This is a genomic window from Ancylobacter sp. TW_SC_1 (assembly GCF_056836805.1).
Genome location: NZ_CM166365.1, coordinates 2425480 through 2442282 on the forward strand (window position 1 = coordinate 2425480; position 16803 = coordinate 2442282).

Sequence of the window (16803 nt, forward strand, 5' to 3'; positions counted from 1 at the left end):
TTTCGTTTCAGGGGTGGCCGGGGGACGGGCGCACGGCAGGCCGCCACCCGTCCGGTTCGATCACGGGCGGCGGGCGCGACCCAGCAGATTGGCCATCTCTTCCTCGAAGGGGTCCCCGCCGACTTCCGCCGCATCCACGGCGCGGGGCTCGGGCGCCTGAACCTGGAGCACCTGAACCTGGGGAGCCTGGATCTCGGGCACCTGGACCTCAGGCGCGCGGGCTTCTGGCGCATGGACCTGCGGCACGGGAACCGCGGGGGCGGCGGGCTCCGGGGCGGCGATATCCGGCGCGTGGATCTCCGGCGTGCGAATCTCGGGCGCACGGAACTCCGGGGTGCGCGGCTCGGGCACCCGGAAATCGGAACGCTCGGGCACGCGCGGGGGGACGCGCGGCGGTACGACGAACGGCCCGGCCACCGGCGCCGCGGCGGGCGCGTGCGGCTCGTCGATCTTCGGCTCGGCCGCCATGCGATAGGGCGGCAGCGGCGCGGCGGGGCGCTCGACCGGCCGCTCGGGCGCGCGCTCGGCAGCGGTGCGCTCGGCGGGTGGGGTCGCCGGGGCGGTCGCGACATGCGTGGCTCGACGGATCGGCTCGATCTCGGGCGTCGCCGGGCGGCGCAGCGATTCCTCGAGTTGGTCGACCATGCCGGCGAAGAGCGGGTCGACCTTCACCGCGACGCGCGGTGACGGTTCTTCCGGCGCGGGCGGCTCGATCACGGGCTCGGCCCGCATCGGAATGGACGGCGGCGCGTGGGCCGGCTCCTCCATCTCGGTCAGCCGGGCCGGCGGCGCTCGGCGCGGCGGCGGCGCGACGGGCGCGTGGCGCGGCTCGGGCGGGCGCGTCGGCCGCGCGATGGGGGCTGGAGCCGCTTCGCGCGGCGCGCGCGGCGTTTCGGCCATCGGCTCGGGAATACGGGCCGGCTCCGCGACGCGCGCCGGCTCGTGGGCGCGGACCGCCTCGGGCGAACGCACCGTCTCATGGGCGCGCTCATGGGCACGGATTGCGCCGATGCCGCTCTCCACCAGCAGGTCGCTGCCGCCGCCGAGGATGACGAGGTGCTGTATGTCGTCGCGCTGGATCAGCACGAGGCGCCGGGCGTCGTCGATCTGCACCTGGTCGATGACGGCGAGCCGATGGCCGGCGACGAGTCCGTGATTGCGGCGCCTGCGCGCGCGACGGCCGAGGAAGACGACGAGGATCGCCAGCAGCACCAGCCCGGCGAATGCCAGGAGCGGTACGCCGACCGATCCGAGATCCGACAGAACATCCATCATGAACCACATCTCCACGCTACGCAGGCCGGCGCGGACGAAGTTGCGGCCGCGCGCCGGAAACAATCCGTCCTTTGTGTCGCGGAAGGGGGCATCCGGCAAGCCCCGGCGCTCGCCGGCCGGCGGCGGCCGATCCACCGCTTGCGGCGGAAAGGGCCAATCGGCGCTTGCCCCGGGACAGCGGGTCAGGCACCAAGAGGGACAGGTTGAATCGCCTTGACGCGCCGCGTCGGCAGCGGTGGCGGAAGGCTTCTGGCTTGGACATGGCGGATAGCGGACCCGACGATTCCACGATCGACAGACCCGAGATCGGCGGAAGCATCCGGCTGGTGCTGCTGGTCGCGCTGGCGCTCGTCGGCGCCGTCGTCTCGCTGCTCCTGCTCGGCCGCGACCGGGCCGATCCCTGGATCATCGGCCTGCTGACGGTCCTCGCCGTGGTCGGCGTCTTCGCGCTGTTCGCCTATGCCGCCGGCCTGCTGCGCTTCGGCGTGCCCGACATGCGCGACGAGCTGGCCCGCCGCATCGTCGACAGTGCGCCGGAGGGCGTGAGCATCGTCGATGCGCTGGGCCGCGTGCTCCATGCCAATCCGCGCTATTGCGAGATCACCGGCGCCGCCTCGCCGCAGGAGGCGCGGCCGGTGGAGCGCCTGTTCACCAGCGATCCCGACGCTTCGGAGGCCATCTACCGGCTGGCGCAGGGCGTGCGCGAGGGCAAGGCGCTGACCGAGGAGGTGCGCATCGCCGGCCCCGGCCAGCCGGTGCGCTGGCTCAAGCTCGGCGCGCGGCCGGCCGGCGCCGGCGGGCGCGGGCCGAAGACGGCGGTCTGGACGGTGAGCGACCTGACGCGCGAGCGCGAGCGGCAGGAGACGGCCTTCCTGGAGCTGCAGCACGCCATCGACTATCTCGACCACGCCCCGGCCGGCTTCTTCTCGGCCGCCGGCGGCGCCATCCACTACATCAACGCGACGCTGGTCGACTGGCTCGGCTACGACCTCGCCGAGTTCGGCCCCGGCGGCCTCACCGTGGCCGACATCGTGCCCGGCCCGGCGGCGACCCTGCTCACCGGCATGGCGCCGCTGCCCGGCGGGGTGCGCACCGAGGTGCTCGACCTCGACCTGCGGCGCAAGAACGGCCAGCCGCTGCCGGTGCGCATCTGGCACCGCGTCGCCTATGCCTCGGACGGCACGCCGGGCGCCTCGCGCACCCTCGTCGTCAACCGCTCGCGCGAGGACAACGCCGCCGATCCCGCCCGCGCGGCCGAGGTGCGCTTCGCCCGCTTCTTCCACAATTCGCCCATCGCCATCGCCGAGGTGGACGCGGAAGGGCGCATCGTGCGCGCCAACGCCATGTTCTCGCGCCTGTTCGGCGGCCGCGAGGGCGAGCGGCGGCGCATCGTCGACGTGGTGCCGGAAGCGGCGCGCGGCCCGCTGGAGATCGCGGTGACGGCGGCGGCGCACGGCCAGGCGTCGGCGACCCCGGTCGATGTCGGTCTCGACCGCGACGGCGCGCGTTCCGCCCGCTTCTACTTCGCCTCCGTCGAGGATGGCGGGGACGAGCGCGAGGCGGCCATCGTCTATGTCTTCGAGACCACCGAGCAGCGGGCGCTGGAGGCGCAGTTCGCCCAGTCGCAGAAGATGCAGGCGGTCGGCCAGCTCGCCGGCGGCGTGGCGCACGACTTCAACAACGTGCTGACCGCCATCATCGGCTATTCCGACCTTCTGCTGGCCAATGCGCGCCCCACCGACCCGTCCTTCCAGGACGTGATGCAGATCAAGCAGAACGCCAACCGCGCGGCCGGCCTCGTGCGCCAGCTTCTCGCCTTCTCGCGCCGGCAGACGCTGCGCCCGCAGGTGCTCCGGCTCGGCGACGTGATGAGCGACCTCACCATGCTGCTGCGCCGCCTGCTCGGCGAGACCATCAAGCTGGAAGTGAAGGAAGAGCGCGACCTCTGGCCGGTCAAGGCGGACCTCAACCAGTTCGAGCAGGTGATCGTCAATCTCGCGGTCAACGCCCGCGACGCCATGCCCGAGGGCGGCACGCTCACCATCCGCACCGCCAATGTCAACGCCGCGCAGGCCGCGCATTACGCCGAGGCGGGGCTGCCGCCGGCCGACCATGTGCTGGTCGAGGTGGCGGACACCGGCACCGGCATTCCGCCGGCGATCCTCGACAAGATCTTCGAGCCCTTCTTCTCCACCAAGGAGGTCGGCAAGGGCACCGGCCTCGGCCTTTCCACGGTCTACGGCATCGTCAAGCAGACCGGCGGCACGCTGCAGGTGGAGAGCGAGATCGGCAGCGGCTCGGTCTTCCGGGTGTTCCTGCCGCGCCATGTGCCCGACGCGGTCGAGCTGGCGCCCAAGGCGCCCGAGCCGGAGGCCGCGCCCAAGGCAACCGACCTCACCGGGCGCGGGACGCTGCTGCTGGTCGAGGACGAGGAGGCGGTGCGCGCCTTCGCCGCCCGCGCCCTCGTCTCGCGCGGCTACCAGGTGCTGGAGGCCGGCTCGGGCGTCGAGGCGCTGGAGGTGATGGCCGAGCACCCCGGCGAGGTCGATCTCATCCTGTCGGACGTGGTGATGCCGGAAATGGACGGGCCGACGCTGCTCAGGGAGTTGCGCGCCACCCATCCCGACATCAAGGTGATATTCATGTCGGGCTATGCCGAGGAAGCCTTCGCCAAGAACCTGCCGGCGGGTGCGGATTTCGGCTTCCTGCCGAAGCCCTTCACCCTCAAGCAGCTGATCGAGGCGGTGAAGAAGAGCATGGGCCGAAGCGAGTAGGGCCGCAGTGAGTAACGTCCCGCGAGGGGACACGTCTGGAGGAACCGATGAACGCAGCGACCGAGGACGTCTTCAAGGCTCTGGCCGCCGACCGCGCGTCGCGCGCCGATGAGAAGGTGGCGAGCCTGTTCGCGGCCGATCCCGACCGTTTCGGCACCTTCTCCGCCTCCTTCGAGGACATGTTGCTCGACATCTCCAAATGCGCGCTGACCCCGCGCACGCTGGGCCTGCTGGTCGACCTCGCCCGGGCGGCGGGCGTCGAGGCCAAGCGCACGGCGATGTTCGAGGGCGTGCACATCAACCTCACCGAGGACCGCGCCGTGCTGCACACGGCGCTGCGCGATCCCGGCGACACGCCGCTCACGGTCGACGGGCAGGACGTGCGCGCCGACGTCGCCTCGGTGCTCGCCGCCATGGCGGCCTTCGCCGAGGGCATCCGCTCGGGCGCGCTGAAGGGCTGGACCGGCAAGCCGATCACCGATGTGGTGAATATCGGCATCGGCGGCTCCGATCTCGGCCCGGTGATGGCGACCATCGCGCTCTCGCCCTATCACGACGGCCCGCGCGCGCATTACGTCTCCAATGTCGACGGCGCGCATCTCTACGACACGGTGAAGGATCTCGACCCGGCGTCCACCCTGTTCATCGTCGCCTCAAAGACCTTCACCACCCAGGAGACGATGTCGAACGCCGCCAGTGCCCGGCACTGGATCGTCGAGGCGCTGGGCGAGTCGGCGGTGGCCAACCATTTCGCCGCCGTCTCCACCGCGCTCGACAAGGTGGCGGCCTTCGGTATCGCGCCGGACCGGGTGTTCGGCTTCTGGGACTGGGTCGGCGGACGCTATTCGGTATGGTCGGCCATCGGCCTGCCGGTGATGATCGCGGTGGGCGAGGCGCATTTCCGCCGCTTCCTCGCCGGCGGCCATGCCATGGACGCGCATTTCCGCACGGCGCCGCTGGAGAAGAACCTGCCCGTGCTGCTCGGCCTCGTCGGCATCTGGCACCGCGACGTGTGCGGCTACGCCACCCGCGCGGTCATCCCCTACGACCAGCATCTGGCGCGCCTGCCGGCCTATCTCCAGCAGCTCGACATGGAGAGCAACGGCAAGCATGTCACGCTCGACGGCGAGCTCGTGGCGCACGATACCGGCCCCGTGGTCTGGGGCGAGCCGGGCACCAACGGGCAGCATGCCTTCTTCCAGCTCATCCATCAGGGCACCAGCCCGATCCCGGTCGAGTTCCTGATCGCCGCCAGGGGGCATGCGGAAGAGAAGGAGCCGGGTCTGAAGCGCCAGCACGCCATGCTGATCGCCAACTGCCTCGCCCAGTCCGAGGCGCTGATGCGCGGGCGTACGCTGGAGGAGGCGAAGGCGCAGCTTCTCGCTGCCGGCCGCGACGAGGCCAGCGCGGCGAAGATCGCGCCGCATCGGGTCTTCACCGGCAGCCGGCCCTCCGTGACCCTCGCCTATGAGACGCTCGATCCCTACACGCTCGGGCGCATCATCGCGCTCTACGAGCACCGCGTGTTCGTCGAGGGGGCGATCTGGAACATCAACAGCTTCGACCAGTGGGGCGTCGAGCTCGGCAAGGAGCTTGCCAGCACGCTGCTGCCGGCGGTGGAAAGCGGTGTCGCGCCCGACACCGTCTCGGCCTCGGCCGCCGGTCTCCTGCATCATCTGGTGGGGAAATAGTCCGACGGCGTCATCCCGGCCGAAGCGCCGCTTCGAGCCGGGATCGCTCGCCATCCTGCACGCGATCCCGGATCGGCCCGCGGCCGTCCGGAAAGACGATCCATGAAGTTCGGGGGAAACATGATCCGCGTCGTCGCCACCACGCCCTTTGATGGCCAGAAGCCGGGTACCTCCGGGCTGCGCAAGAAGGTCTCGGTCTTCCAGCAGCCGCATTACATCGAGAATTTCGTCCAGGCGCTGTTCGACAGCCTGTCCGATTTCGAGGGCGAGACGCTGGTGATCGGCGGCGACGGGCGCTTCTACAATCGCGAGGCGATCCAGATCGTCATCAAGATGGCCGCCGCCGCCGGTTTCGGCCGGCTGATGGTCGGCAAGGGCGGCATCCTCTCGACCCCCGCTGCCTCCTGCGTGATCCGCAAGCATGGGGCGTTCGGCGGCATCATCCTCTCAGCGAGCCACAATCCCGGCGGCGAGCACGGCGATTTCGGCATCAAGTACAATATCGGCAATGGCGGGCCGGCGCCCGAGCCGGTCACCGAGGCGATCTTCGAGCGGTCGAAGACGATCAGCGAGTACCGCATCTGCGACGCGCCCGACGTCGATCTCGACGTGCTCGGCATCACCCGGGTCGAGGACATGGTGGTCGACGTGGTCGATCCGGTCGAGGACTATGCCGAGCTGATGGGCGCGCTGTTCGATTTCGACGCGATCCGCGACCTGTTCAGCTCCGGCTTCACCATGCGCTTCGACGCGATGAGCGCGGTGACGGGGCCCTATGCGACCGCGATCCTGGAAGAGACGCTCGGCGCGCGGCCCGGCACGGTGAAGCATGGCGAGCCGCTGCCCGATTTCGGCGGGCACCATCCCGACCCGAACCTCGTGCACGCCAAGGAACTCTACGACCTCCTGATGTCGGAGGAGGCGCCCGACCTCGGCGCGGCCTCGGACGGCGACGGCGACCGCAACATGATCATCGGCCGCGGGCGCTTCGTGACGCCCTCGGACTCGCTCGCCATCATCGCCGCCAACGCGCATTTGACGCCGGGCTACAAGGACGGCATCACGGGCATCGCCCGCTCCATGCCGACCAGTGGCGCGGCCGACCGGGTCGCGGCCAAGCTCGGCGTGACCTGCTACGAGACGCCGACCGGCTGGAAGTTCTTCGGCAACCTGCTCGATGCCGGCCTCGCCACGGTGTGCGGCGAGGAGAGCTTCGGCACCGGCTCCAACCATGTGCGCGAGAAGGACGGCCTGTGGGCGGTGCTGATGTGGCTGAACATCCTCGCCGTGCGCCGCCAGAGCGTGGCGGAGATCGTCGCCGAGCACTGGGAGACCTTCGGGCGCAACTACTACACCCGCCACGATTACGAGGAAGTCGACAGCGCCGCCGCCGACGCGCTGGTGGCCGGGCTGCGCGGCCAGCTCGACACGCTGCCGGGCACCGTCATCAACGGCCTCACCGTGGTGAAGGCGGACGACTTCGCCTACCACGACCCGGTCGACGGGTCGGTGACGACGAAGCAGGGCATCCGGGTGTTCTTCATCGACGGCTCGCGCATCATCTACCGGCTGTCGGGCACCGGCACGGCCGGGGCGACGCTGCGCGTCTATCTCGAACGCTTCGAGCCGGACCCGGCGCGCCACGACCTCGACACGCAGGACGCGCTGGCCGACCTGATCGAGATCGCCCGCACCCTGCCGGACATCGAGGGTTGCACCGGCCGCAGCGCGCCGACCGTCATCACCTGAAAAGGAAAGGGCGGTCCCGGGACCGCCCTTTCGTCATTCAGGGGAGCCCGCGCCTCAGCGCAGCGATCCGGTCCAGAGCATTTCCAGCCGGCGCAGCACGCCATAGGCGATGCCGAGTTCATAGGCCTCGTTCTCGTCGCGCCCGCTCTGGTGGTTGTCGTGCATGGAGCGGACGGCGTCGCACAGGCTCTGCGCCTTGGCGGTCAGCCGCAGGCGCGCGGAGCGGCGGTCGCGCTGCGAGGCGGAGCGGTGCACATAGTCCGCGTCGACGAGCTGCTTGAGATTATAGGAGGCGTTGGAGCCGAGATAATGCCCGCGCTCGAGCAGGTCGCGCACGGAAAGCTCGTCATTTCCGATGGTGAAGAGCAGCATCACCTGGGACGGGCTGATGTCGTCGGTGCCGAGCCGGGTCAGCTCGACGCGCAGCAGGTCGAGAAAGCGGCGATGCGCCCGCTCGATCAGACGGGCGATTTCGAGGTGCGTGACCGGAATCTCGGCGCCCGCGGAGTCGACGAAGGTAGACTGTGTCGAAAAGACCATGCGATCCGGGCTCGTTCCTTCCGAGGTGCCGCCCCCCCGGGCTGCCTTGCCTACCATCCAATTCGTCCCTGCAATTCAAGCCCGAAGCCGATGTGCAGGTGCAGCAGCGGCGGGCCGATTCTGTGGCGATGCAGTATGCCATAGGCCATCAGGTTTCCCCGTGGCACGCCGCGAGATTACAATAAAACCCACAGACTACTTACAAATTCCTGACGAACGAACCGGCGGTCACAAAATGACTGCCCCGGCGGCAGCCGTTTCAGGCCAACGCCGGGGCGATACGCGACAGGAGCGGGGGCGATGCCTTCGCTGCGGCTGCTCAGGTGCGGTCTTCAGTGCGATTCCTGCAGATGCGCCTCGAGGAACCACAGCGCCTTGTCGAGTGAGCGCGAGGCGGCGGTGAAGATGTCGGCAGTGGTGGCGTCGCCGGCGTCGCCGGATTCGTCGATCGCCTTGCGGACATTGTTGGCGACGGCGCCGAAACGCACGACGAGCGCCTTCAGATGGTCGTGCACGGCGTAGATGTCGGTCGGGTAGGGCGTGAGGGGCGTCGCGTCGGCGACGACCTGCGTCGTGCCGAGAGCCGTGCCGCCGAGCTGGACGACGCGCTCGGCCATGGTGTCGGTGTGGTCGTCGAGCTCGGTGCGGAAACCGTCGAGCATCTCGTGCACCGCGATGAACTGCGGTCCCTTCAGGTTCCAGTGCGCCTGCTTGGTCGCCAGCGCCAGATCGATCCCGGCCGCGAGGTTGGCGTTGAGCAGTTCGATGGCGACCTTCTTCGCGTTGGAAGGAAGGTCGTTGACGGTCTTGTGGTCGCGCATGGCGGGTCCTCTGCTTGTTTCCGGCCCCAACATTATGCACCCGGTCGGGCCGCGCGATGCGGATTCGCACCGACGCTCCACAAATTGGCCGTTACGAACGGCGTTCAAGCCCCGCGGCGGTGCAGGATGCGGCCGATGAAGTTGAGCAGCACCTGCGCGGCGAGGATCGCGGTGACGCCGCCGGGATCGTATTCGCGGGCGACTTCGACGAGGTCGACGCCGACCACCTTGCCGCGCTTCGTCAACCCGTCGAGCAGCTCCAGCACCTCGTAATAGGCGAAGCCGCCATGGCTCGGCGTGCCGGTGCCGGGCGCGATCGAGGGATCGAAGCCGTCAATGTCGAGGGTGACGTAGTAGCGTTTGCCGGCGGGAATGCGCGCCAGCACCGCCTCGACGCCGAGCTTGCGGATCTGCCGGACCGACAGGATGTCCGACCCCATGGCGCGCGCGGCTTCATAGCCCTCGCGGGCGGTGGAGGAGACGTTGCGGATGCCGAGCTGGGTCAGGCCGGTGACATAGGGCTTTTCCGCCGCGCGGCGCAGCGGGTTGCCGTGCCCGCGCCGCACGCCGTGGCGCTCGTCGACGAAGTCGAGATGGGCGTCGAACTGGACGATATGGATCGGCTCCTGATCGGAGAACGCCTCGATGCAGGGGATGTTGATCGAATGGTCGCCGCCCAGCACCACCGGCAGCGCCCCGGCCGCCAGAATCTTGCGCACGGCATATTCGATATTGGCGTGGCTGCCCTCGGTGTCGGTGTGGATCATGTCGGCGTCGCCGATATCGACGATGCGGGTGGTTTCCGCCGCCAGATAGGTGACGTCGTCCTCGTGGTCATAGGCCCCCGCATGGCCGAAGGCGAACAGCGTCGAGGCCTCGCGGATGGCGCGCGGGCCGGAGCGGGCGCCCGAGCGCCATTGCGTGCCGAGATCGAACGGCGCGCCGAGGATGGCGACGTCGGCGTCGATCCTGTCCCAGTCGAGCTGCAGCGGGTATTTGCCGAAGGTGCAGATGCCGACGAAAGGCAGGTCGAGCCGGCCGCCCTCATAGCCATGGGCCATCAGCGGGCTTCCTTCTTCTTCTCGACGACGCCCGCCAGCACGCAGAGCAGCTCGAACATGATGGTGGCGCCGGTGAGTGCGGTGAGGCCGGAGGGGTCGAAGGGCGGGGCGACCTCGACGAGGTCGGCGCCGATGATGTCGAGCCCGTCGAGCAGGCGCACCATCTGTTGCGCCTCGCGGGTGGAGAAGCCGCCGATTTCCGGCGTGCCGGTGCCCGGCGCCTGCGAGGGGTCGATGCCGTCAATGTCGAAGGTGACGTAGGTCGGCGCCTCGCCGACGATGGCGCGGATCTCCGCCATCACGTCCGCGACGCCGCGCTCCATGAACTCCTCGATGAAGATGATGCGCACGCCGACGTCGCGGGCGTAGTCGTAGTTCCCGGCGTCCGAGATCGCGCCGCGCAGCCCCACCTGCACGAAGCGCTTCGGGTCGACCAGCCCTTCCTCGATGGCGCGGCGGAACGGCGTGCCATGGGTGTATTTCGCGCCGTTGAAGAAGGTGTCGTAGGTGTCCGAATGGGCGTCGAACTGGATCAGCCCGACCGGGCCGTCCTTGGCCAGTCCACGCAGGATCGGCAGGCTGATGAGATGGTCGCCGCCGGCGGTCAGCGGCAGCGCGCCGGCCGCGCGCACGCCCGCGTAATGGGCGGTGATGAGATCGAGCGAGCGCATCAGGTCGAACGGATCGGTGATCACGTCGCCGCAATCGGCGACGCGGGCGCGGTCATAGGGCGACAGGCCGGTGACGTGATGCACGCGGCGCATCAGGCTCGACTGGTTGCGCAGCTCGCGCGGGCCGTGGCGGGTGCCGGCGCGGTTGGTGGTGCCGAGGTCGAAGGGCAGGCCGAGGATGGCGATGTCCACCTGCGAAGGTTCGGCCACCGGCAGCCGCATGAAGGTGGGAAGCCCGGCATAGCGGGGGATGGTGCCGGAATCGAGCGGCTCGAAGGTGTCTGTCATGGTCTGACCTTGGTGGGCCTTGCGCCCGTCATGAGAACGAAGTTTGTATCCCGGCCCAGCGAAGCCGCAGGCGGAGCGCCGAGCCGGGATCCAGCGCAAGACGCCGCCGAAGGCGCTTCAAGAATAGATTCCGCGGCTGAGCGGATTTTCTCCTGGGTCCCGGATCGGCGCCGCGCTTCGCGCCGCTTGTCCGGGAAACCGGCTCACATCGCGAATTCCTTGCGGATGGCGGCGGAGATGTGGGTGACGTAGTCGGCCATCAGCACTTCGCCCTTTTCCACCGTCGAGCCGGTGGCGACCGCCAGCACGCCGGAGGGCGGCAGGCCGAAATCGTCCGGCACCGGGAAGCGGTCATAGGTCGGAAAATGCGCCGGCCCGTCGGTGGGCGCCTTGTCCATCTCGACGAGGTCGGGCCGCAGCACCAGCATCAGCGAGGTTTCCAGCAGGCTCGCATGTTCGAGGTCGATGCCGGGGAAGCCGTCCGGGAACACCGCGTCGAGCGTCGCGCGCTGGGCGAAGTCCCAGTATTCGAGACGCATGACGGTGAAATCGGTGATGCCGTCGCGGGCGATCTCGCGCCGGGCGAGGTCGAGCCCCTCGACCGAGGGCCAGCAATTCTCGTAATGGCCGTTCACCACCACCAGGCGGCGCACGCCCTGCCGGGCGAGGTTGCGGATGACGTCGCGCAGCACCAGCGCGAAAGTGTGCGCATCGACGCTGAGCGTGCCGGGAAACTGCTCGCCGCCGCCCGAGCGCGGCATCGACTTGCAGCCATAGGCCACCGTCGGCGCGACGATCCCGCCGACCTCGCGGGCGATGCGCTCGCACACGCCGGTGGGCAGCACCACGTCGACATTGAGCGGCAGATGCGGGCCGTGCTGTTCGGTCGAGCCGAGCGGCAGCAGCACCGGCGTGCCGGCGGCGATCTTCGCCGAGAATTCCGGCCAGCTGAGTTCGTCGAGACGTACGCTGTCGACCATTCTGTCCCCCTGAGTGCTGATCGCTGATCGGTTCAGTGCATCGCCGCGCCGCCATCGACGCTGATGCACTGGCCGGTGATGAATCCCGTGGCGCGGCTGGCCAGGAACAGCACGGCCTGCGCCACTTCCTCCGGGCGGCCGACGCGGCCGAACGGGTTGCCGGTCTCCAGCCGCTTCAGCTCGTCGCTGAGGTTGTCGAAATCGAGCAGCGGCGTGTCGACCGGGCCGGGCGCGACGGCGTTGACCAGCACATGCGGGGCGAGTTCGCGCGCCCAGGAGCGGGTGAGGGTGAGGATGGCGCCCTTGGTGCCGGCATAGCCGGAGAAGCCGGCGCGGCCGAGATAGGCCAGCTCCGAGGCGATGTTGATGATGCGCCCGCGCACCGCACCCTCGCCGCTGAAATGGCGCAGCGCCTCGCGCGCCATCAGGATGGGCCCGCGCATGTTCACCGCGGCCATGCGCTCGAAGGTGGCGATGTCGAAGCTCGCCAGCGGCGTCTCCACGCAGATGCCGGCGCAGTTCACGACGACGTCGAGGCCGCGCAGCTCGGCCGTCGCCGCCTCCATGCCGGCGACGACGGAAGCCTCGTCGGCGACATTGACGAGAATGGTCGGCCAGCGCGTCTCGTCCGGCGGCGGGTGGAGGTCGAAGCCGACGACCCTGGCACCCGCCGCGCTGAGCGCGTCGGCGCTGGCCCGGCCGATGCCGCTCGCCGCGCCGGTGACGACGACGCGCAGATCGGCGTGCGGGGCGTCCTTGTGCGGCGCTACCATGGGAACTCTCCGCGATCGACGCCCACGCTCTGGCCGGTGATGTTGGCGGCGAGGTCGGAGGCCAGGAACAGATAGGTGCCGGCGATGTCGTCCGGGTCCATGAAGCCGGGCAGGATCTGCGCCGCGACGATCTCCTCCAGCAGCACCTCGGGCGCGATGCCGGTGCGCGCCGCCATGGCGTGCAGCGAGCGCAGCGAGGCCTCGGTGCGCACCCAGCCGGGGCAGACGGCGTTGACGGTGATGCCGCGCGGCCCGAGCTCCTTGGCCCAGGTCTTGGTGAGGCCGATCACCGCGTGCTTGGAGGCGACATAGGCGCCGAACAGCGCCTCCGCGCTGCGCGACCAGATCGAGGCGGTGTTGATGATGCGCCCGCCATGGCCGTTCGCGCCGAGCCGGGGCAGCAGCGCGCGTGTGACGAGGAAGGTGCCGACGACGTTGATCTCCACCACCCGGCGGAACGTCGCCTCGTTGGCCGCGTCGGCGTCGTCCAGCGGGGTGACGAGTTCGAGCCCGGCATTGTTCACCAGCACGTCGAGACGGGGGATGGCATCGGCGACAGCGCCCACCGCCTCGGCCGAGGTGATGTCGGCGCGGTGGCCGCGCGCGCCCAGCCGCTCGGCGGCCTCGAATATCGCCTCGTCCTCGGCCAGCATGTGCAGCTCCGCCCCGGCCGCCGCGAAGGCGCGGGCGATGCCGAGGCCGATGCCGCGGCTCGACCCGGTGACCAGCACGGCGCGGCCGGAAATGCCGTCGAGCGTCATGGGCGGCGTCGAACAATAGGGGAGCAGGCGCGCGGCACGGGGCGTCTCCATCAGGATGCACCATCGTCCCCCATATTCACTTCGGGAAGAATAGGATTTAGTGGAACATTGTATCGACAAATGCCGATGTGAATCGGAGCGGGCGGCGTGCCGCGCCGGGCCTGCACCCACAAACGTCATCCCGGACGGTCCGTAAGGACCGATCCGGGATCGTCTGCGGGAGGTGGGGCCGACGTCACGCGATCCCGGCTCCCGCTTCGCTCGGCCGGGATGACGACGACAGGGAGCGTGCATGCGCCGTCTCGACAATATCGACCTCCGGCTGCTCCGCGTCTTCGTGGTGCTGGCGGAGGAGGGCGGCTTCCACGATGCGCAGATCGCGCTCAACCTGTCGCAGTCGACGCTCTCCACCCATCTGGCGGCGCTGGAGCGCAAGCTCGGCGGCCAGCTCTGCGAGCGTGGCCGGGCCGGCTTCCGGCTGACGCCCTTCGGGGAATCGACGCTCGCCGCCGCCAAGCGGCTGTTCGAGGACATCGACGCCTTCCACGGCCGCATCGGCCGCGACCAGCAGCGTCTCGTCGGGCGGCTCAGGGTCGGCATCGTCGACGGCGTCGTCACCAATCCGCAGCTCGGCCTGCAGAGCGTGCTGTCGCGCTACATGGCCTATGCCTCCGAGGTGTTCGTCGATCTGGAACTGGGCACGCCGCTGGTGCTGGAGCGCGCGCTGATGGACGGCGCGCGCGACATCGTGGTCGGGCCGTTCTCGCAGAAGGTGCCGGGCATCACCTACCTCCCGCTCAACCGCGAGGCGCAGGCGCTCTATTGCGGGCCGGAGCACCCGCTGTTCGCGGTCCCTGCCGCCGCCATCACCCATGCAAGCATCGAGGAGGCGCTGTTCTCCGTGCGGCGCTATCGCCATCTGGAGGACCTCTACCGGGTCAACCATCCGCGCGCGAGCGGTGCCATCGTGCAGATGGAGGCGCAGGTGATGATGATCCTGTCGGGGCGGTTCATCGGCTACCTGCCGCGCCATATCGGCGAGGACTGGGTCGGGCGCGGGCAGATGCGGGTGCTGCGGCCCGAGAGCTACGGCTTCGAGACCACCCATTTCGCCGCCACCCGCCGGCGCGCCGGCGAGCAGCCGCTGGTCGACGCCTTCATCCGCGAATTGAAGGCGCAGGCGCGCCCCGTGCCGGAGGCGGCCGGCGCCGGCGCTCAGGCCAGCCGGTAGATCCAGTCCGGCAGGATGTAGCGCCGGCCGACGAAGACGAAGCCGAGCGGCACGCCGCCATTCTCGATGACGCTGGTGCGCAGCGCCACGGCGGGCGCCTTGCGGGTCTTCTCGGCCCGCACCACCAGCACGTTGCCGTCGACCAGTTCCTCGAAGCGGTGTCCGATGGCGGCCGAATCCTGCGCGGTGGCGCACACCACCACCGCCTCGAAGGTGGTGCCGAGTTCTTCCATCAGGCGTCGCGCCTCGGCGGAGGGGCGGCGTATGTCGAGCAGCGGCGAGCGGGCGCGGTCGCGCAGCACCCACAGCAGCGGTGTCTCGCTCGGCGCCACGTAGAGCCCGCCATTCTCGCGCGCCGTGAGGTCGCCGGTGGCGTCGGTGGGCGGGGCGGTGAGGTCGACCAGCAGGGTGCGCAGGCCGCGCTGCTGGGTGATCTCGGCGGCGATGCCGCGCGCCAGCGGCGCCAGCGCCTCGTCCGGCTCGGCAGCGAGGAACTGCACGGTGCGCAGCGGCCGCCCGTCCACCTCGGTGTCGAGCAGGAAGGCGGCGAGGCCGCTGATCTCGCGCTCCGTTGCCGCGGGGTCGTCGGCATGCTCCTTGTTGGCGTATTCGCCGAGCATCGGCAGTTCCAGCGCCCGCTCGGTCTCGTGCGGCATGATGAAGTTGGAGCGCAGCGCCGAGGCGACGGCGCCGGCGGCGACGCCGAACAGCAGGCCGCCGAGGATGCCGGCGCCGAGATAGGGCAGGCGCATGTTGCGGCTGACGACGGCGTCGCCGGCATTCTGCACGATGCGCACGCTGGATTCGCGCTCGGCCGAGGCGGCCTCCTCGATCTGCGCGGCGGTGGCCCGGCGCAGATATTCGCGATAGCTGTCGTTCTGCGTGTCGCGCTGGCGGTGCAGCTCGATGAGCTCGGTCTCGGCCGAGCGCAGTTCGGTCAGGCGCTTTTCGGCGGTCTGCTGCTGCTCTCCCAGCTCCTTTTCCTGCTGGCCGAGGGCGTCCGCCTCGATGCGCAGCGCCAGGATCATGTTGTTGAGATAGCCGATGGACGGGTTCCGCACGTCGCGGCTGGTCAGGTAGGCGCGCTGGTCGCGGGTGGCGATCTGCTGGCGGATGGTATCGATCTTGCGGTTGATCTCGCGCATCATCGAGCCGTTCGGCGCATATTGCATCGAGATGCGGTCGCGCTCGACCAGCAGCCGGCTCAGCACGTTGTTGTCTTCGTCGTTGCCGGAGGAATCGCTCCGCTGGTCGAAGTCGAGAACGGTCGCCGGCAACCCCTTGAGCTGGGCCTCCGCCTCCGTGATCTGGCTGGCGACGGCGACGCGCCGCTCGGCGACCTGACGGCGGCGCTGCACGACGGCGTCGACCTGGTTGGCGGCGAGCACGGCGTCCTGGCTGAAATCGATGATGCCGGCGCGGGTCTTCAGCGCCTCGATGGCCAGATCGGTCTCGCCCAGCTCGCGCTTGAAGCGCTGCACCTCGACCGCGAGGAACTTGGCGGTGGGGTTCTGCATGATGGCGCGGCGGCGCGCCAGATAGACCTCGACCAGCTTGTCCGTGGTCTCGACGGCGAGCGTCCGGCTGCCATGGGTGAAGGATATCTCGATGACGTTGGAGCCGTCGCGCACCGAGACCCGGAGGTCGCTGCGGAAGCGCGCGATCGCCCGGTCCATCACGCTGGCGCTGCCGAGAAGGTTGCGCAGATAGCCGAGGGGCGAGGGCGGATAGAGCCGGTCGAGCCCGATATCCTCGATCACGGTGCGGATGACATCCGCGCTCTCGATGATCTGGACCTCGGATTCGACCTGCTTGAGCCCTTCGATGGACAGCACGGCCGGGCCGCTGTCGGTCACGCTCTGCTGGTTGGTGACCTCGCGGCTGACGATCACCATCACCAGGCTGGAGGCGGTGTACTCGGTCTTGGTCATCGTCGCGGCGGCGACGCCGAGGGCGAGCGGAACCAGCGCCACCAGCACGACGATGCGGATGTGGAAGAAGGCGGCGATCAGGAAGTCGCGGATGGTGAAGGTGGCGGGCCAAGCCGGGGCTGGCGTGCCGGGTGCCGGCCCGTCAATCTCGGCGGCGTGCGCGCCCGTCATAGACATTACGTGTTCCTGTTGACCGCCGCCGGCGGTGAGAACGCCGCGGCGAAGCCCTCTGGCTCGCCTGGCGGACAAGCCGAATT

13 protein-coding genes are annotated in these 16803 nt (G+C 69.7%); 4 read left to right on the top strand and 9 right to left on the bottom strand.

Annotated features, from left to right (window positions below):
* Positions 1 to 60: 60 nt before the first annotated feature.
* Positions 61 to 1275: a hypothetical protein gene (locus AC1PZ7_RS11175; RefSeq protein WP_482355308.1), complete on the bottom strand. Its 1215-nt coding sequence runs from the start codon at positions 1273 to 1275 to the stop codon at positions 61 to 63.
* A gap of 260 nt (positions 1276 to 1535) precedes the next feature.
* On the opposite strand from AC1PZ7_RS11175, the gene cckA reads away from it, so the two are divergent.
* From cckA to AC1PZ7_RS11190, 3 genes are all read left to right on the top strand, one after another.
* Entirely contained in the window at positions 1536 to 4049 is a 2514-nt protein-coding gene (gene cckA / locus AC1PZ7_RS11180; protein ID WP_482355309.1) for a cell cycle histidine kinase CckA, read from the top strand.
* A 47-nt stretch (positions 4050 to 4096) separates the two neighbouring features.
* Positions 4097 to 5740, top strand: a complete 1644-nt coding sequence (pgi, locus tag AC1PZ7_RS11185) for a glucose-6-phosphate isomerase (protein WP_482355310.1) — start codon at positions 4097 to 4099, stop codon at positions 5738 to 5740.
* A 120-nt stretch (positions 5741 to 5860) separates the two neighbouring features.
* A complete protein-coding gene (locus tag AC1PZ7_RS11190; protein ID WP_482359620.1) occupies positions 5861 to 7489 on the top strand; it encodes an alpha-D-glucose phosphate-specific phosphoglucomutase in 1629 nt (542 codons plus the stop codon).
* Between the two features lie 54 nt (positions 7490 to 7543).
* Here the strand turns inward: AC1PZ7_RS11190 and AC1PZ7_RS11195 are convergent, their stop codons facing one another.
* From AC1PZ7_RS11195 to AC1PZ7_RS11225, 7 genes are all read right to left on the bottom strand, one after another.
* A complete protein-coding gene (locus AC1PZ7_RS11195; protein WP_482355311.1) occupies positions 7544 to 8029 on the bottom strand; it encodes a MarR family winged helix-turn-helix transcriptional regulator in 486 nt (161 codons plus the stop codon).
* A gap of 332 nt (positions 8030 to 8361) precedes the next feature.
* On the bottom strand, positions 8362 to 8850 hold the full coding sequence (gene dps, locus AC1PZ7_RS11200; RefSeq protein WP_482355312.1) for a DNA starvation/stationary phase protection protein Dps: 489 nt from the start codon (positions 8848 to 8850) through the stop codon (positions 8362 to 8364).
* Positions 8851 to 8954: 104 nt separating this feature from the next.
* Positions 8955 to 9911: an agmatinase gene (gene speB / locus AC1PZ7_RS11205; protein ID WP_482355313.1), complete on the bottom strand. Its 957-nt coding sequence runs from the start codon at positions 9909 to 9911 to the stop codon at positions 8955 to 8957.
* Complete coding sequence (gene speB, locus AC1PZ7_RS11210; protein WP_482355314.1) at positions 9911 to 10870, bottom strand: agmatinase; 960 nt, start codon at positions 10868 to 10870, stop codon at positions 9911 to 9913. The genes speB (AC1PZ7_RS11205) and speB (AC1PZ7_RS11210) overlap by 1 nt, the downstream gene beginning before the upstream one ends.
* 203 nt (positions 10871 to 11073) lie before the next feature.
* Entirely contained in the window at positions 11074 to 11850 is a 777-nt protein-coding gene (locus AC1PZ7_RS11215; protein WP_482355315.1) for a creatininase, read from the bottom strand.
* Between the two features lie 32 nt (positions 11851 to 11882).
* The gene (locus AC1PZ7_RS11220) at positions 11883 to 12623 is read right to left on the bottom strand and encodes an SDR family NAD(P)-dependent oxidoreductase (protein ID WP_482355316.1); all 741 of its coding nucleotides are present in this window, start codon (positions 12621 to 12623) and stop codon (positions 11883 to 11885) included.
* Positions 12617 to 13435 carry an SDR family NAD(P)-dependent oxidoreductase gene (locus AC1PZ7_RS11225; protein WP_482355317.1) on the bottom strand — a complete coding sequence of 273 codons (819 nt, stop codon included), beginning with the start codon at positions 13433 to 13435 and terminating at the stop codon, positions 12617 to 12619. The genes AC1PZ7_RS11220 and AC1PZ7_RS11225 overlap by 7 nt, the downstream gene beginning before the upstream one ends.
* Positions 13436 to 13676: 241 nt before the next feature.
* Between AC1PZ7_RS11225 and AC1PZ7_RS11230 the strand changes: the two genes are divergently transcribed.
* Complete coding sequence (locus AC1PZ7_RS11230) at positions 13677 to 14615, top strand: LysR family transcriptional regulator (RefSeq protein WP_482355318.1); 939 nt, start codon at positions 13677 to 13679, stop codon at positions 14613 to 14615.
* Here AC1PZ7_RS11230 and AC1PZ7_RS11235 read toward each other — a convergent pair.
* Positions 14600 to 16723 (bottom strand): exopolysaccharide transport family protein, encoded by a 2124-nt coding sequence (locus AC1PZ7_RS11235; protein ID WP_482355319.1) that lies wholly within the window; start codon positions 16721 to 16723, stop codon positions 14600 to 14602. The genes AC1PZ7_RS11230 and AC1PZ7_RS11235 overlap by 16 nt on opposite strands.
* Positions 16724 to 16803: the final 80 nt, after the last annotated feature.